Source organism: Burkholderia sp. B10, assembly GCF_004368385.1.
Classification (GTDB): domain Bacteria; phylum Pseudomonadota; class Gammaproteobacteria; order Burkholderiales; family Burkholderiaceae; genus Burkholderia; species Burkholderia vietnamiensis.
Window position 1 is genome coordinate 61,151 of record NZ_PQMX01000029.1, and the last position, 15,747, is coordinate 76,897.

Genomic DNA, 15,747 nt, shown 5'->3' on the forward strand with positions numbered 1-15,747 from the left:
AAGTGACGCGGGCCGTGCCGGCCCGCGGTCGGCGTTACAGCCCGAGCGAATTCGCCGTGCTGCGAAACACCAGCGGACGCTCGTCCTGCCGCTGCTCGCGGCGGGCGAACTGCACGGCCTGTTCGACCCGGCCGTGATGGGCCGATTTCGAGCACACCGGATCGGCCTCGGCCGGATCGCCGGCCAGCATGTACGCCTGGCAGCGGCACCCGCCATGATCGACATGCCGCTCGTCGCAGGTGCGGCACGGCTCGCGCATCCAGCCATCGCCGCGAAACGCGTTGAACGCGTCGCTGTCGTACCAGATCTCCTTCAGCGACTGCTCGCGCACGTTCGGCAGCGTGAGGCCGGGCAGCGAGCGCGCCGCATGGCACGGCAGCGCGGCGCCGTCGGGGGCGACGCCGAGGAACACCGAGCCCCAGCCGTTCATGCACGCCTTCGGCCGCTGCTCGAAGTAGTCGGGCACGACGAACAGGATCTTGCAGCGCTCGCCCACCAGCTTGCGGTAGCGGTTGACCGTTTCCTCCGCGTCGCGCAACTGCTCGGCGGTCGGCATCAGCTGGTCGCGGTTGAGCATCGCCCAGCCGTAGTACTGCGTATTGGCGAGCTCGAGAAAATCCGCGCCGAGATCGAGCGCCATCTCGATGATCTGCCCCACGTGCGGCAGGTTGTATCGATGCAGCACGCAGTTCAGCACCATCGGGTAGCCGTGCTGCTTGATGAGCCGCCCGACGCCGCGCTTCAGGTCGAAGGTGCGCGTGCTGGTGAGAAAGTCGTTCAGCTCGCGCGTCGAATCCTGCAGCGACAGCTGGATATGATCGAGGCCGGCCGCCTTGAGCCGCTCGATGCGCGTCGCGTTCAGGCCCACGCCCGACGTGATCAGGTTGGTGTAGAAGCCGAGCGAGCGCGCATGCCCGACCAGTTCTTCCAGATCGTCGCGCTGCAGCGGCTCGCCGCCGGAAAAGCCGATCTGCGCGGCGCCGAGCGCGCGCGCGTCGCTGATCACCGTGCGCCACGCGTCGGTGTCGAGCTCCGCGCCGTGCGTCGCGAAATCGACCGGGTTGTAGCAGAACGCGCAATGCAGCGGGCAGCGGTACGTGAGCTCCGCAAGCAGCCACAGCGGCGCCGACGGCCGGTTCTGATCGGGGGTCGTGTCCATGTCAGTCGAGCCAGCCGCGCAGCCGCGCATGATCGAGGAAGCGGTAGACGTCCGACGCAAGATCCGACGTGCTGAACAGCTGCTCGAGTTCGCCGATGATGTCGTCGAGCTCGCGCGTGCCGTCGCAGCGCACGAGGATCTCGCCGGCACTCGGGTTGAGCCGGACCATCCCTTCCGGATACAGGAGCACGTATGCGTCCTGGGCCGCCTCCCACTGCAGGCGGTACATGCCCCTCAGCGAGGGGCGCAGCGGCACGCCGCTGACGGCTTCGTTCGAGTTCATGCGGGATATGCCTTTTCGATCGCATCGAGAATCTGCCACAGGACATCCAGCTTGAACGACAGGATGTCGAGCGCGCGCCGTTGCGCGTCAGGTGTCGTGAAATGACTCAGCGTCACCGCGAGCCCGTGCTCGACGTCGCGCTGCGCGAGCGGCACGCGGCTGCGGAAATACTGCAGGCCGTCGGCCTCGATCCACGGGTAGTGCGACGGCCAGCCGGCCAGCCGGTCGAGGTGGATCTGCGGCGCGAACATCTCGGTCAGCGACGAGCACACGGCTTCCTGCCACGGCGCGCGACGCGCGAAGTTGACGTACGCATCGACCGCGAAGCGCACGCCCGGCAGCACGCGCTCGAGCGACCACAGCTGCGCGCGCTCGATGCCGACCGCCTCGCCGAGGCGCGCCCACGCCTCGATGCCGCCTTCGCTCTCGCCGTGCCCGTCGTGGTCGAGAATCCGCTCGACCCACAGGCGGCGCGTCTCGCGGTCGGGGCAGTTCGACAGGATCGCCGCGTCCTTCAGCGGAATGCTGATCTGATAGTAGAAGCGGTTCGCGACCCAGCCGCGAATCTGCTCGCGCGAGCATTCGCCGGCATTCATCCGCCGGTTGAACGGATGATGAATGTGATAGCGCGATTCGAGTGCGCGCAGGCGCGCCTCGAACTCCTGCGCGCTCCAGGGCGTCGCGTGCAGCGCCGCAGCGGGAATCGGTGCGTTCATGGTCAAACCTCGAATTGCATGCCGTCGTGGGCGACCTCGATGCCGTGCTCGCGCAGCTGCGCACGCTCGGGCGAACCGGGGTCGAGAATCGGATTCGTGTTGTTGATGTGGGTGAGGACCTTGCGCGTGCTCGCGGGCAACACCCCGAGCCGCTCGATCATCCCCGGGTGCGCGGCGTCGCCGCGCTGCGCGAGATGCCCCATGTCGGCCGCGTGCTTCGACGACAGGCCGAGGTCGATCATCTCCGTCCCGGTCCAGAAGGTACCGTCCACCAGCACCAGCTCGGCGTCGCGCATCGCGGCGCGCACGCCGTCGTCGACGTCGGCGAGCCCCGGCGCGTAGAACGCCTGGCGGCCGGTGGCCGTGTCCTGAATCAGCAATGCGATGTTGTCGCCCGGCACGCTGGCTGCGCGATGCGGCGAGTAAGGCGGCGGCTTGCTGTCGACCGGCAGCGCGGTGAAGCGAAGGCCGGGTGCGCCGGCGATCGCGAACGGCTCGCGCAGCGCGATCGGGTTCACGTCGACGCCGCAGTAGTGGCCGAGCAGCGGGACGAGCGGCAGCCCGGTCGACAGGTCCTCGAGCACCGGCGCGCTCGCGTAGAGCGGCAGCGGCGAGGTGCGCTCGCGCAGCATCAGCAGGCCCGTCACGTGATCGATCTGCGCATCGCACAGCATCACGGCCGCGATCGCGCTGTCGCGGATCTGCCGTGCCGGTTGCAGGTCGGGATCGGCGCGCAGCTGCGTGAGGATGTCCGGCGACGCGTTCACCAGCACCCAGTCGACGCCGTTGCCGCTGACCGCGATCGACGACTGCGTGCGCGGCACGATGCCGCTGCTGCCGGTGCGGGCGCGACGGCAGTTGCTGCAGTTGCAGTTCCATTGCGGCAACCCGCCGCCGGCGCCCGAGCCGAGTATCTTGATCTTCATCTGCGTGTGCTCCGGGTGCTGCCCGCATCGGGTTCGCCGACGCGGGCGGCACTGCGTGCGTCGATCAGCGGTTGGCGATGTACATCGTGATTTCGAAGCCGAAGCGCAGGTCGGTATAAGCCGGGGTGGTCCACTGCATGATGTGTCTCCTTGTTGAGTTGGTGAATCGAACAACCGCATCGATCGAGCGGCCGTTACCAGTTCAGCAAGGAGCGTGCCGGGGCGGCGGGCGCGCGGCGCGGCGGCGTGCGCGGGCCTGCGCGGGCGTGCGATAGCCGCCGCATCGTGATGACGCCGCAATTATTACGTTATGCCAACGAAACTCTTTCGGAAGCCGTCGGGCGACACGCTCGGGTGTGCCCGACGGGCGTTGCAGGTGTTGAATCCTTGAACACCGGGTGTTGCAACATGACACACCGGTGTGACACTCGCGGCGGCGTCAGCGCGTTTCGGGCTCCGTCGCGTCCTGGGCGGCGGCCGGCATCTTCCGGTAGATGGTGTTGCGCGACACGCCGAGCGCGCGCGCCGCGGCCGATACGTTGCCGCCGTGACGGGCGAGCGCGGCCGCGATCGCGGACGCGGCCACGTCCTGCAGCCGCGCATCGCTGGCGGCTGCCGCCGCCGCCGCGGCGGCCAGCGGCGCGGGCTCCGCCGCGAGCGACGCCACGTCGTGGCCGTTGGCGGCCGGTGTCGGCTCGCGCCGCACGTCGTCGAAGAAATCGTCCGGCAAATGCTCGCGGCGAATTTCGCCGTCTTCGTCGACCATCGCGGCGGCGGTGCGCAGCAGGTTGGCGAGCTGCCGGAAGTTGCCCGGCCAACCGCAGCGCTCGAACAGCGCCATCACGTCGGGCGCGACGCTCAACGGGCGGCGGCCTGGGCCCGACAGCGTCTCCCGCTGCAGCATTTTCTGCACGACCACCGCGAGGTCGGTGCGATCGCGCAGCGGCGGCAGGCGCACGACCAGGCCGTTGAGCCGGTAGTACAGGTCTTCGCGGAAGCGGTTCTGCGCGATCATCTCGCGCAGGTCGCGGTGGGTCGCGCAGATGATCGCGATGTCCACGCCGATCGCCTTGGTCGAGCCGAGCGGGTTGACGATGCGCTCCTGCAGCACGCGCAGCAGCCGCACCTGCAGCGGATACGGCATGTCGCCGATCTCGTCGAGAAACAGCGTGCCGCCGTTGGCCTGCAGCAGCTTGCCGGTCGCGCCCTTGCGCCGCGCGCCGGTGAACGCGCCTTCCTCATAGCCGAACAGCTCGGATTCGATCAGCGTCTCCGGAATCGACGCGCAGTTCACCGCGACGAACGGACCGTCGCGGCGCGGCGAGTCGTTGTGGATCGCCTGCGCGAGCAGCTCCTTGCCGGTGCCCGTCTCGCCGGTGATCAGCACCGGGATGTCCTTGCCGATCACCTTGCGGACCTTCGCGATCACGGCCGCGACTTGCGGATCGCCGGTGTCGAGGTAGCTGAGCCGCGACAGGCTCGCCGCGTTCTGCGCAGCGGTCGGCCGCGCGGCCTGCGCCGTGCCGCCGTCGTGGACTTCGGCCGGGCGGCTGCCCTCGGCCCGCGATGCGCGCCGGAACTGCACGCGCGCGCAGACCACCGCGCCGTTGCCCAGATTCAGCGACACGTGCGGCTCGGTGCTGGCCCGCATCCGGTCGATCAACTGCGCGCTCGTCACGTCGAACAGCGACGCGAGCGTATGCGCGCGCAGCGCCGCGAGCGGCATCCCGAGCTGGAATTGCGCACTGCGGTTGGCCGACAGGAAGCGGCCGTCGGCGGTGAACGCGACGATCCCCTCCATCAGCGTGCCGAGGAATTCGGGGCGGCCGTGGAACGACACCTGGAGCGTTTCCTGGAAGGTCGTCGTGAACAGATGGTTCTCGATCATCTGCACCGACATCTTCGCGAGCGCCATCGTGTGCTGGTGATAGCTGCGATGGTCGCCCGTCACGTCGAGCACGCCGATCGCGTCGCCGTACGGATCGAGAATCGGCACGCTCGAGCAGGTGAGGAAATGGTTCGCGGCGAGAAAGTGCTGGTCGCCGTGCACGACCATCGGACACCGCTCGGCGAGCGCGGTGCCGATCGCGTTGGTGCCCTGGCGGTTCTCGGCCCAGTTCGCGCCGGGGCGCAGCGCGACGCGCTCCGCGCGCCGCAGGAAATCGTCGTCGCCGATCGAATGCAGGATCAGGCCCTCCGCATCGGTCAGCACGATCATGCTCTGCGTGTTGACGATCTGCTCGTGCAGCGTCTCCATCACGGGCATCGCGTGGACGCACAGCACGCGGTTCTGCTCGCGCTTCAGCGCCAGCGCGGTGCCGGACAGCAGGTCGTAGTCGGGGCGTGTCGACGCCTGCAGACCGAACGTTTCGGACCGCTCATGGGACTTCTGGATCGTCGGCGTCGGCCAGCCGGGCACTTGCGGTGCCCGAGCGCCGGCCGTCGGATAAACGTCATCGCGCATTGTCTCCTCCGGGGATCCTTCCGGTCGATGCCGGACTCTTTGCCATCGATGCAAGCAAACATCGGGCCACAGGGCGGCCCGCTCATCGAGGTCGTCGCGTTGCGTCGGCGTCCGGCCGACATTGAAAGGAAAATGAAATCGGCATCGCGAGGCACGTCGTGCAATGCGTTTCCGGTACGGCCCAGTGATAGCGCGAAACCTTGGCGCACCGCCACCCGGACGAATCCCTAGCTTGCGCGCGGGCGCGATTCTCGCTTCAGTGGACGCAAGCGCGCGGCGCGCCGTCGCCGCCTTCTCCCTCTACCCCGACCGACATGACGCACACCTTCAAGCACCTGCACCGCGACGCCTGCACGATCGCGTGGACCGAAGCCGGCAATCCGCTCGGCGAGCCGGTCGTCGTGTTGCACGGCGGCCCCGGCAGCGGCAGCCGGCCCGCGGTGTTGAGCCTGTTCGACCTCGAACGCATGCGCGTCGTGCTGGTCGACCAGCGCGGCGCTGGCGCATCGACGCCGCGCGGCGGCTTGCGGCACAACGACACGACGCGGCTGCTGCGCGATCTCGACGCGCTGCGCGCGCAGCTCGGCATCGCGCGCTGGGGCGTCGTGGGCGGGTCGTGGGGCGCGGCGCTGGCGCTCGCGTATGCCGGACGGTATCCGTCGCGCGTCAGCGGCGTCGTGCTGCGCGGCCTGTTCCTCACGTCGTCGCGCGAAGTGCGCGCGCTGTTCGTCGGCATGCGCGCGCACGCGCCGCGCGCGTGGCGACGCCTGATCGACGCGGCCGGCACCGCGCGCGCCGAGCGCCTGACGACCAGCTTCGCGCGACGGCTGCAGCCCGGCGCGAGCGCGGCGCGGCAACGCGCGCTCGCGCTCGCGTGGAGCGCCTACGAAGACGCGATCCTGACCGGGCGACCGACCCGCCGCACGCGCACGACGCAACCGGCGCTCGAGCGCCTGATCGACAAGTACCGGATTCAGGCCCATTACCTGCTGCACGACTGCTGGCTCGGCGAGCGCCGGCTGCTCGCGCTCGCGCGACGGGCGGCCGACGCCGGCGTGCCGATTCACGCGGTGCACGGCACGCGCGACCGCGTGTGTCCGGTCGACAACGTCGCGCGCCTCGCGCGCGCGGTGCCGGCCGCGCTCGTCGAGCGCGTGCCGGCCGGCCACCTCACGCGCGACGCTGCGCTCGCGCGCGGCGTCGCCGCTGCGGTGCGCGCACTGCCGGCCGTCATGCCGGCCAATCGGCACACGGCAGCCGACGCGCCCGTTCAGTCCCACGCATAGCGCGCGCCGAGCCACGCGCCGCGCGGCGCGCCGGGCCCGACGAACTGCTCGTTGACCGGATTCAGCCCGTCGAACGAATGATTCGGGCCATTGAAGAAGTTGCGGCCGAGCGTGCCGAAGTTCGCATAGCGCTTGTCGAGCAGATTGGTGACCGACGCGAACAGTTGCAGATGCTTGGTCGCCTGCCACGTCGTGTCGAGATCGATGAGGAAATAGCCGGGAATCGTGCCGTTCGCGTCCTGGTTGTTCTCGTCGCCGCGCGCGAATACGCCGCCGCGATACGTGAGGTTGGTGCCGATGTTCCACTTCGGCGTCGCCGCGAAATCGAGCCGCAGCTTCACGGTGCTGGCCGGAATGCCCGGAATCCGGTCGCCGGAATGCACGACGATGTTGCCGCGCGCGTCGGCGCTCGAATTGCTCGCACTGCTTTCGGTCCACGTCGAGCGGTAGCGCGCATCGACATAGCTGTAGCTCGCGCCGATCCCCACCGGCCCGAGCCGCGTGTGTCCGGCCAGCTCGACGCCTTGCCGCCGCGTGTTGCCGACGTTCTGGAAATAGCCGAGCGTGCTGGCGCCGCCGTTGCTGCTGATGAACTGGATATCGTCGGCGAGCGTGGTGCGGTAGACCGCCGCGCTCCACGTCGTCGCCTGGCCCGCGCGGCCGCGCGCGCCGAACTCGAAGGTCTTCGCGATCACCGGCTTGAGCGCCGGATCGGCGAGAAAGTCGTTCGGCAGCGAACACGGCGCGGCCGGGTCCGCGCACGCGAGCTCGATCGCGGTCGGCGAGCGCATTCCCTCGTTGTAGGTCGCGTACGCGGTGAAGCCCGGCACCGGATTCCACGTGACGCCGACGGCCGGATTGAACCGCGAGAACGTATGACGCGCGGTGAGCAGCGGCTGCTGGCCGCTCACGTCCTCGATCGCGGCGCGCGACCAGTCGTAGCGGCCGGCCAGCGTCAACGCCCACTGCTGCGTGAGCGCGAGCGTGTTGTCGAAGTACACGCCGTAGTTCGCGTTGCGCGTCCGGGCGCGGGTCGTCTGCGTGAAGTTGCCGACGCCCACCGTCGCGCGCGCGTCCGTGAACGCCGCCTGCTGCGACGCCTGCTCGAAACCCGACGTCGCGAGATCGGCGGACGCGCCCATCACGAACTGCTCGTCCATACCGGCGAGCTTGCCGAGCAGCGTCAGCTGCAGCGCCGCGCCGTAGCTGTCGGTCGTGATCGTCGAGCGGTCGTTGGTCCCTTGCACGGTGTCGACGGCGCCGCTGTCGTCGACGCTGCCGAAGTCGTCGTTCACGTTGCTGCTGGTGTTCGTGTTGCGGTAGTGCCGGTAATGAACGCCGCCGCTCAACTGCACCTGATCGTTGAACGCATGATCGCCCGACAGCGTGACGTACGCGGCGCTGTTGCGATTCAGGTCCGGATAGGTGTACGCCTGCGCGCGGTTGTCGAGAAACGAGCGCGGAATCGTCTGCGTGCCCTGCAGCGCGTTGTCGGCGCCGCCGGCCGAGATCGACAGCGTCGTGTCGGCATCCACGTAGCGCAGCTTGCCGAAGCCCTGCCGTACGCGGCTCGCGTTGTGATCGGCCCAACCGTTGTCGTTCGCGACGTTGCCCGTCACGTAGTAGTCGAGCGCGCTGCCGATGCGCCCGCCCTGCTCGAACTGCGCGGTCTTGCGCCCCCATGAGCCGCCGGACAGCTGCGCGGCGCCGCCGGGGCTGGTCCTGCCGTTCTTCGTCGTGATCGCGAGCGCGCCGCCGAGCGTGTTGAGCCCGTAGGTCGGGTTCGAGCCGGGAATCAGCTGCATCGTGTCGATCGCGGCCTGCGGAATCAGATCCCAGTTGACGACGTCGCCAAACGGTTCGTTCACGCGCACGCCGTCGACGAACACCGACAGCCCCTGCGGCGTGCCGACGACCGGTGACGCGGTGAAGCCGCGGTAGTTCACGTCCGCCTGGTACGGGTTGCCCTGCGCGTCGTTGATGTCGATGCTCGTCACGTTGCGCTCGAGGTAGTCGGTCAACACGCCGCGGTGCTGCCGGTCGACGTCGTCGCCACGTATCGTCTGGACGTTGGCCGGCACGCGCGACAGCGGCGTGCCGATGCCGAGCAGCGGCGTCGTGCCGACGACGACGATCGGCGCGAGCGTCTGCTCCGCGGCCGGATCCGACGGCGCGACCTGCGCGGCAGCGGGCGTCAGCCAGCCGCCGAGCATGCCGCCGACCCACAGCGTTGCGCCGGCGCGGCCGGCGGCCCGGCAGCGCTTCGCCAGTTCGGCTTCCTTCATTTACGGGTCTCCTCAGTCGTCTTGTCGTCGTGTTGTCGTGTATAGCGATACAGCAAGCGCAGGCGCCGTATCGGCGGCCGCGGTCGGTTTCGCGTCATCGGCTGCGCGCACGCGGCGAATGCGATGCCATCCGCGTTCGGCCGATGCCCAACGCATGCGTGCGACACCGTCTCCGTCGAGCCCATTGGATCGTTCTGGAAATGGCATCCGGTTTCGCGCTGCACGAATCGCTTCGTGATCCAGATGGCAAGAAGCATGCCGAAATGCCGGTCGCCTTGCGGGTGGCCTTGTCAGCGCGAAGCCGACCCACTCACCCGCGGACGCATTGCGACACTGGGCCACGCGCGTGTTGCACTTCGTGTCACTGCCGCTGCACCTGTGTCACTTTGGATCAGCACGCCGCGAGATGCGCCGACATGCGCGGCGCGATGCCCGTCGGCGCCGGCACCGGAACTGCGCAATCGGTGAAAACCAGCGGCACGCGACGGCTTCATCTCGTTGATCGATGCGAGCCGGCCCGCCTCGAACGCGAGCACGGCGCAGCGTGCATCGTTGTTCCGCCGCACGATGAATGCACTGTCATCTTTAGCAACACTACACGCACGGTTGTCCCCGAACGCAACAACCATTGATCAACCGCAACCATCGGCACGCGACCGCACGGCGCGCGCGAATCGCCCGCCGCACGTTGCGCGGCAATGCTCGCGCATCAATGGCATGCGATTTGCGTTACTGGCTGCGCACTGATCCCGGAACCCCACCCAGCCGGCCTGGCCGGATGTTGGCCGCGGTGCGACCACAATGACTCAGGAGACAACCATGAAGAAACTCTCGGCTTCGAAGAGCCGACTGGCATCGATCGGCATCGCGGCGGCTGCCGCGATCGTCTTGAATCCCGGCCTGGTGGCTGCCGCCGCGGATTATCCGGCCGTTACGTATCAGCGGCTGACCGATGCGCAACGCGACCCGGGCTGGCTCACCTACTACCGCACCTACAACGGCCAGGCGCATTCGCCGCTCAAGCAGATCGACGCGTCGAACGTGAAGCAGCTCACGCAGGCATGGAGCTACAAGTTTCCGGCCGAGCTGAAGCAGGGCTTCGAGGCCACGCCGATCGTCAACGGCCGCTACCTGTTCGTCACCACGCCGAAGGACAACGTCTACGCGTTCGACGCGACCACCGGCGCGCAACTGTGGAAGTACGAGCCGAAGCTCGGCGCCGAGTCGTTCAAGACCGCATGCTGCGACGTCGTGAACCGCGGCGTCGCGCTGTACGGCAAGAACGTCTACGTCGCGATGCTGAGCGGCGAGGTGGCCGCACTCGACGCCCAGACCGGCGCGCTCGTGTGGAAGAAGCAGATGTTCGAACCGGGCCTCGGCTACGCGTTCTCGCTCGCGCCGCTCGCGATCGACGGCGCGATCGTGGTCGGCAGTTCGGGCGGCGAATACGGCGCGCGCGGCTTCATCGCGGCGCTGAGCCCGAACGACGGCTCGGTGCTGTGGAAGCGCTACACGATCCCCGGCCAGGGCGAGAAGCACGCCGACACGTGGCCCGACGGGATGCAGGCGCACGGCGGCGCGCCGGCGTGGCTGACCGGCACCTACGATGCGGCGACGCGCACGCTGTACTGGGGCGTCGGCAACCCGGGGCCGTGGCTCGCGGACCTGCGCCCCGGCGACAATCTGTACTCCGATTCGCTGCTCGCGCTGGACCCGAAGAACGGCGACCTCAAGTGGCACTACCAGTACACGAAGCACGACACGTGGGACTACGACGGCGTGAACACGCCGGTGCTCGCGACGATCAAGTACAAGGGCAAGGAGCATGACGCGATCATCCATGCGGACCGCAACGGCTACTTCCACGCGATCGACCGCGACAGCGGCAAGCTGATCTACGCCGAGCCGTTCGTGAAGGCGACCTCGGTCACCGGCTACACGGAAGACGGCGCACCGATCCAGGACCCGGCGAAGTATCCGAAGGTCGGCACGACGATCGAGACGTGCCCGAGCTTCCTCGGCGGCAAGAACTGGTGGTCGGTGTCGTACGACCCCGAGCGTCATCTCGCGATCGTGCCGACGCTGCATGCGTGCATGAGCCTGTCCGGCAAGTCGGTCAACTACATGGAAGGGCTGCCGTATCTCGGCGAAGGCTTCGAGATCAAGCCGGAACCGGGCAGCGAAGGCTACGGCGAACTGCAGGCCATCGACGTCAACACCGGCAAGAAGGTGTGGAGCCACTGGAGCAAGCTGCCGTGGAACGGCGGCGTCGCGACGACCGCCAGCGGCCTCGCGTTCAGCGGCTCGCTCGACGGCCACCTGTATGCGTTCGACGTGTCGACCGGCAAGGTGCTGTGGGAAAGCCCGCAGCTCGCGAGCGGTATCATCGCGCAGCCGTCGGTGTTCGAAGTCGACGGCAAGGAATACGTCGCGGTGCTCGCCGGCTACGGCGGCGCGAACCCGATCTGGGGCGGCCCGATGGCCAAGGCCGCGGATGACGTACCGCGCGGCGGCACGCTGTACGTGTTCGCGCTGAACCGCGGCTGATCGGCGTCCGACCACCGCATGACGCCCGCGCCAACGGTGCGGGCGTCCTCCCCTTCGTTCCCATTACCCACCGAGCGTACGAACATGAACCTTCGACTTTCCCGCGTAGCCGTCGCCAGTGCGCTCGCGGCAGGCACGGCACTGATTCCCGCACTGTCCATGGCCGCGCCTGCGGTGCGCGTCTGCTCGCTGCCGGGCACCCCTACCGCCGGGCTCGACAAGGCCGTCGCCCGCGAGGCGTTCCGCACGGCCGGCATCGCCGCGACGTTCGCCGCGCACGACGCCGCAGGCAGCGACGACGACGGCGTGTCCGCCCACGAGCTCGCCAAGATCCTCGAGCACGATTGCGACGTGCTCGCCGGCTTCCCGCGCTCGGCGATCGCCGACGCGTCGGACACCAAACTGCTGTTCTCGCAGGGCTACCTGCGCTCCGGCTACGTGAGCGTCACGCGCCGCGACGCGGCCAAGCCGGCCAACGAACGCGAAATCGTCGCGGCGACGTATGCAAGCCCCGCGCAGCTGATCGCGGTGCAGCAGAAGAACGCCCGCTTCGATCTCGAGAACACGTCGGAGCAGACCGTCGACGCGGTCGCCCGCGGCCGCGCGAACCGCGCGATCGTCTGGTATCCGGCGGTCGTCGCCTACCAGGCAGCGCATCCGAAACAGGCGTTCAGCATCGGCGCGACCTCTTCTCCTTATGCGGAATGGCAGCTCACGTTCGCGTTCGCGCAACGTTCGGCCGAGCTGCAGCAGCGGATCGACGCCGCCCTCACGCAGATGAAGCAATCGGGCCGCCTCGCTGCGCTGACGCGCAAATGGGCGCTGCCCGGCAACGCGCTCGAAGCGCGCGCCACGCACGATTCGCGCGCGACGCCGCGCTTCCTCGACGGCGCGCTGGCCACGGGCGCATCGCGCGCCGGCGTGATCCGCGCCGGCGGGCGTGCGGCCGGCGGCGGCTTCATCCGCGTTTCGGACAGCACCGGCGAAGCCGCGCCGTCGTTCGACGCGGCCCAGGTCGAGCATGGCAAGGCGCTGTACGGCAGTGCGTGCGCGAAGTGTCACGGCGTCGATCTCGAGGGCAATACGGCGCCCGCGCTGAGCGGCCCGTCGTTCGCACCGCTCGCGCATTCGCATCTGACGATCGGCGGCGTGTTCGGCTACATGGCGACCAACATGCCGGCCGACCAGCCGGGCAAGATGAAGGACGACGAGTACGCCGACCTGATGGCGTTCCTGCTCGCGTCCAACGGCTATGCCGCGTCCAAGACCAAGCTGAGCGCCGACACCGCGCGCGCGTCCAACGCGCCGCTCGTCGCCGGCCCGGGCGGACACAAGCAAGCCAGCCAGTAAGCGCGGCGCGCGGCCGCCACGGCACATGCCGGGCCGCGCGTCGGCAAGATTTCTTCTTCAACAGGAAACGACCGTGATGCACAACCCGAATCGCAGAACCTTCATCGTCCAGACCATCGGACTGTGCGCGGCGCTCGCCGCAACCCGCTCCGCGCTCGCCGCGCTGCCGCTCGTCGACGAGAACGACGCGACCGCGAAGACGCTCGGCTACCGCGCGCGCGCGTCGAGCGTCGACGCCGCGAAGTTCCCGAAATACCAGAGCGGCCAGCGCTGCGCCAACTGCCGCTTCTACAAGAGCGAAAGCGCCGACGCCGGCACCTGCCCGATGTTCGCCGGCAAGTCGGTCGCGGCTGACGGCTGGTGCAACGTGTATGCCAAGGGCGCGTGACGCGTTGCCGGCGCGCCCGGCGCCACGGCGCGCGCCGGTGCCGGTGCGCGCCGCCGGCCACGACGGCGACGCGGCGCCTCACGCGGCGCACCTGCACGCACTGATTTCGACGGGGCTCACACGCGGCTTCGTCACGTACGGCGACATCATCGACGCGTTGCCGGACGACGACGCCCATCAGGGCGGCGTCGACGCGACGGCCGCGATGCTGCGCGAGCTGGGCATCGCGGTGTCGGACGGCGCGCACGCCGCGGGCTGGACGCTCGACCGTTACTTCCAGCCCACGCCGAGCGCGCGTGCGTGGGCCGAAGGGGCCGGCGCGCTCGCCGCGGCCGAGCTCAGCGCACCGCGCACGACCGACCCCGTACGCCTCTACCTGCGCGAAATGGGCATGACGCCGCTGCTCACGCGCGACGAGGAGATCATGCACGCGCGACGGATCGAGCGCGGCCGCGCGGCGTCGGTCGCGGTGCTGTGCGGCGATCCGCAGGCACTCGACGCACTGGTCGCGATGCGCATCGAGATCGCCGAAGGCCGGACCGCCGCGTCCGCCTACGTGCTGTCCATCGCGGACAGCGCGGACCTGGCGCCCGCCGACGGCGCCGCCGCCAGCCCGCATGCGGGCGATACGCCGGCCGACGCGGGCGCGAGCACGCGCGACGACGACGCTCCGGCCGACGATGGGCTCTGCCGTCATGCCGTGCTCGCGCGACTGGCGCCGATCGACGCGCTCGCGGCCGCGATGCGCGCCGCACTGGAAACCGACGGCGCGCACGGTCTCGCCTACCGCGCCTGCGTGCGCGAATCGTGCGCCCTGCTCGGCACGCTGCGCATGTCGATGCGCGCACTCGAGCGCATGAGCGAGCCGCTGCGCACGCACGCGCGCCGGCAGCGCACGCTGCACGGCCGGCTCGCGCGCACGCTCGCCGACGCCGGCGTGCCGCACGGCGCGGCGGCCGCGTGCGTGCAGCGCGACGGCGATCACGCCGGCTGGCTCGCGGCGTGCATCGCCGCGCATCCCGAATGCGAGCTTGCGCTGACGCGCCGCGCGGCCGAGCTGGTCGACGCGCGCGACGCGATCGCGCGGGCCGCGCGCACATCGCCGCTGCCGCCCGACACGATCGCGTTGCTCGATGCGCGGCTCGACACGATCGAGCGCGCGATGCAACCGGCGCGGATGGGCCTCTTCGACGCGAACCTGCGGCTCGTCGTATCGATCGCGAAGCGCTACCCGGACCGCGGGCTGCCGTTCGCGGACCTGATCCAGGAAGGCAACATCGGGCTGTTGAAAGCGATCGACCGCTACGATCACCGGCGCGGCTTCCGCTTCTCGACCTACGCGACCTGGTGGATCAGGCAGGCGATCACGCACGCGCTCGCCGATCTCGGCCGCACGATCCGCGTGCCGACGCACACCGTCGACGCGATCAACAAACTGACGCGGATCGCGCGCGAACACCGGCAGCGTTCCGGCGCTGCCGCGACGCCGCACGAACTGGCCGCGCAAATGGGCGAACCGCTCGACAAGGTGCGCGACCTGATGTCGATCGTGAAGGAGCCGATGTCGGCCGACGCGCCCGTCTCGCCGGAAGGCGAGATGACCTTCGTCGACGTCGCGCCCGACGTATCGACGCCGTCGCCCGAAGACGCCGCCGGCGCCGCGCAGCTGCGCGACACGATCGCGGCGATGATCGGCCGCCTGCCGGCGCGCGAGGCGACCGTCCTGCGGCTGCGCTACGGGCTGCACGCGGACGAAGGCTGCTCGCTGCGCGACATCGGCCGACAGCTGAACCTGTCCGCCGAACGCGTGCGGCAGATCGAGGCGTCGGCGCTCGCGCGGCTGCGCGCGTCCGACGGGCTCGACGTGCTGCGCGCGTTCATCGCATAGCCCGCGCGCGGACGGCGGCGCATGCGCCGCCGTCCGCCGCCATGTTGACACCTGCAACACCCGCTGCTGCATTTCGGCGCAACGATCGCGCCGCTCACGATGCCGCGCGGCCATGCGCAGATCGTTTGCATCCCCTATCGATTCCGGAACGCCGCGCGCGACGGGCATGCGTGCCGATTCGACCGGATCGCGGCGGCGATTGGCATGCTAGTTGCGTTTTGCTATTCGAGCCACACCCAGACAAATTATGGAGAACACCTTGACCGCCCTCGTATCGATCCTTCAGGAAAGCCGAATCTTCGAACCGACGGCCGACACGCGCGCACGCGCGACCATTTCCGGCATGCCGGCCTACCGTGCGCTCGTCGCCGAGGCCGAGCAGGACTACGAGGGCTTCTGGGCGCGTCTCGCGCGCGAGAACCTGAGCTGGCACAAGCCGTTCACCAAGGTGCTCG

14 protein-coding genes are annotated in these 15,747 nt (G+C 69.4%); 6 read left to right on the top strand and 8 right to left on the bottom strand.

What is annotated here, in order from left to right; genetic code table 11:
* Window positions 1-34: 34 nt before the first annotated feature.
* The 6 genes from pqqE to C3Y15_RS16510 all read right to left on the bottom strand — a co-directional run bounded on the left by pqqE (window position 35) and on the right by C3Y15_RS16510 (window position 5,548).
* Window positions 35-1,159, bottom strand: a complete 1,125-nt coding sequence (gene pqqE / locus C3Y15_RS16485) for a pyrroloquinoline quinone biosynthesis protein PqqE (protein WP_014726238.1) — start codon at window positions 1,157-1,159, stop codon at window positions 35-37.
* Window position 1,160: 1 nt separating this feature from the next.
* Window positions 1,161-1,442 (bottom strand): pyrroloquinoline quinone biosynthesis peptide chaperone PqqD, encoded by a 282-nt coding sequence (gene pqqD / locus C3Y15_RS16490; RefSeq protein ID WP_011880606.1) that lies wholly within the window; start codon window positions 1,440-1,442, stop codon window positions 1,161-1,163.
* Window positions 1,439-2,158 carry a pyrroloquinoline-quinone synthase PqqC gene (gene pqqC / locus C3Y15_RS16495; RefSeq protein WP_046425562.1) on the bottom strand — a complete coding sequence of 240 codons (720 nt, stop codon included), beginning with the start codon at window positions 2,156-2,158 and terminating at the stop codon, window positions 1,439-1,441. Before pqqC ends, pqqD begins: the two co-directional genes overlap by 4 nt.
* A 2-nt stretch (window positions 2,159-2,160) precedes the next feature.
* A complete protein-coding gene (pqqB, locus tag C3Y15_RS16500; RefSeq protein WP_011880608.1) occupies window positions 2,161-3,084 on the bottom strand; it encodes a pyrroloquinoline quinone biosynthesis protein PqqB in 924 nt (307 codons plus the stop codon).
* A 64-nt stretch (window positions 3,085-3,148) separates the two neighbouring features.
* Window positions 3,149-3,223 carry a pyrroloquinoline quinone precursor peptide PqqA gene (gene pqqA, locus C3Y15_RS16505; protein WP_006410019.1) on the bottom strand — a complete coding sequence of 25 codons (75 nt, stop codon included), beginning with the start codon at window positions 3,221-3,223 and terminating at the stop codon, window positions 3,149-3,151.
* 300 nt (window positions 3,224-3,523) lie between these two features.
* Window positions 3,524-5,548, bottom strand: coding sequence for a sigma-54-dependent Fis family transcriptional regulator (locus C3Y15_RS16510; protein WP_124260122.1), 2,025 nt, complete (start codon window positions 5,546-5,548; stop codon window positions 3,524-3,526).
* 314 nt (window positions 5,549-5,862) lie between these two features.
* Between C3Y15_RS16510 and C3Y15_RS16515 the strand changes: the two genes are divergently transcribed.
* Window positions 5,863-6,834 (top strand): alpha/beta fold hydrolase, encoded by a 972-nt coding sequence (locus C3Y15_RS16515; RefSeq protein ID WP_046425563.1) that lies wholly within the window; start codon window positions 5,863-5,865, stop codon window positions 6,832-6,834.
* Here C3Y15_RS16515 and C3Y15_RS16520 read toward each other — a convergent pair.
* On the bottom strand, window positions 6,819-9,119 hold the full coding sequence (locus C3Y15_RS16520) for a TonB-dependent receptor (RefSeq protein ID WP_034194613.1): 2,301 nt from the start codon (window positions 9,117-9,119) through the stop codon (window positions 6,819-6,821). The genes C3Y15_RS16515 and C3Y15_RS16520 overlap by 16 nt on opposite strands.
* Window positions 9,116-9,376: a hypothetical protein gene (locus tag C3Y15_RS16525; RefSeq protein ID WP_059671690.1), complete on the bottom strand. Its 261-nt coding sequence runs from the start codon at window positions 9,374-9,376 to the stop codon at window positions 9,116-9,118. Before C3Y15_RS16525 ends, C3Y15_RS16520 begins: the two co-directional genes overlap by 4 nt.
* Window positions 9,377-9,938: 562 nt before the next feature.
* Between C3Y15_RS16525 and C3Y15_RS16530 the strand changes: the two genes are divergently transcribed.
* The 5 genes from C3Y15_RS16530 to C3Y15_RS16550 form a co-directional block, all read left to right on the top strand.
* Complete coding sequence (locus C3Y15_RS16530) at window positions 9,939-11,666, top strand: methanol/ethanol family PQQ-dependent dehydrogenase (protein ID WP_011880613.1); 1,728 nt, start codon at window positions 9,939-9,941, stop codon at window positions 11,664-11,666.
* An 84-nt stretch (window positions 11,667-11,750) separates the two neighbouring features.
* Window positions 11,751-13,016: a transporter substrate-binding domain-containing protein gene (locus C3Y15_RS16535; RefSeq protein WP_034194615.1), complete on the top strand. Its 1,266-nt coding sequence runs from the start codon at window positions 11,751-11,753 to the stop codon at window positions 13,014-13,016.
* 76 nt (window positions 13,017-13,092) lie between these two features.
* Window positions 13,093-13,404 (top strand): high-potential iron-sulfur protein, encoded by a 312-nt coding sequence (locus C3Y15_RS16540; protein ID WP_011880615.1) that lies wholly within the window; start codon window positions 13,093-13,095, stop codon window positions 13,402-13,404.
* Window positions 13,388-15,292 carry a sigma-70 family RNA polymerase sigma factor gene (locus C3Y15_RS16545; protein ID WP_166677052.1) on the top strand — a complete coding sequence of 635 codons (1,905 nt, stop codon included), beginning with the start codon at window positions 13,388-13,390 and terminating at the stop codon, window positions 15,290-15,292. The genes C3Y15_RS16540 and C3Y15_RS16545 overlap by 17 nt, the downstream gene beginning before the upstream one ends.
* A 247-nt stretch (window positions 15,293-15,539) precedes the next feature.
* On the top strand, window positions 15,540-15,747 hold a 208-nt coding region (locus tag C3Y15_RS16550; RefSeq protein ID WP_279588462.1), incomplete at its 3' end, for an acetyl-coenzyme A synthetase N-terminal domain-containing protein.

Coding starts and splice junctions, on each gene's coding strand:
- pqqC (WP_046425562.1), bottom strand. CDS start 2,158: ATGAACGCACCGATTCCCGCTGCGGCGCTGCACGCGACGCCCTGGAGC.
- C3Y15_RS16525 (WP_059671690.1), bottom strand. CDS start 9,376: ATGCTTCTTGCCATCTGGATCACGAAGCGATTCGTGCAGCGCGAAACC.
- C3Y15_RS16540 (WP_011880615.1), top strand. CDS start 13,093: ATGCACAACCCGAATCGCAGAACCTTCATCGTCCAGACCATCGGACTG.
- C3Y15_RS16520 (WP_034194613.1), bottom strand. CDS start 9,119: ATGAAGGAAGCCGAACTGGCGAAGCGCTGCCGGGCCGCCGGCCGCGCC.
- pqqD (WP_011880606.1), bottom strand. CDS start 1,442: ATGAACTCGAACGAAGCCGTCAGCGGCGTGCCGCTGCGCCCCTCGCTG.
- C3Y15_RS16510 (WP_124260122.1), bottom strand. CDS start 5,548: ATGCGCGATGACGTTTATCCGACGGCCGGCGCTCGGGCACCGCAAGTG.
- C3Y15_RS16530 (WP_011880613.1), top strand. CDS start 9,939: ATGAAGAAACTCTCGGCTTCGAAGAGCCGACTGGCATCGATCGGCATC.
- pqqB (WP_011880608.1), bottom strand. CDS start 3,084: ATGAAGATCAAGATACTCGGCTCGGGCGCCGGCGGCGGGTTGCCGCAA.
- C3Y15_RS16535 (WP_034194615.1), top strand. CDS start 11,751: ATGAACCTTCGACTTTCCCGCGTAGCCGTCGCCAGTGCGCTCGCGGCA.
- C3Y15_RS16515 (WP_046425563.1), top strand. CDS start 5,863: ATGACGCACACCTTCAAGCACCTGCACCGCGACGCCTGCACGATCGCG.
- pqqE (WP_014726238.1), bottom strand. CDS start 1,159: ATGGACACGACCCCCGATCAGAACCGGCCGTCGGCGCCGCTGTGGCTG.
- C3Y15_RS16545 (WP_166677052.1), top strand. CDS start 13,388: ATGCCAAGGGCGCGTGACGCGTTGCCGGCGCGCCCGGCGCCACGGCGC.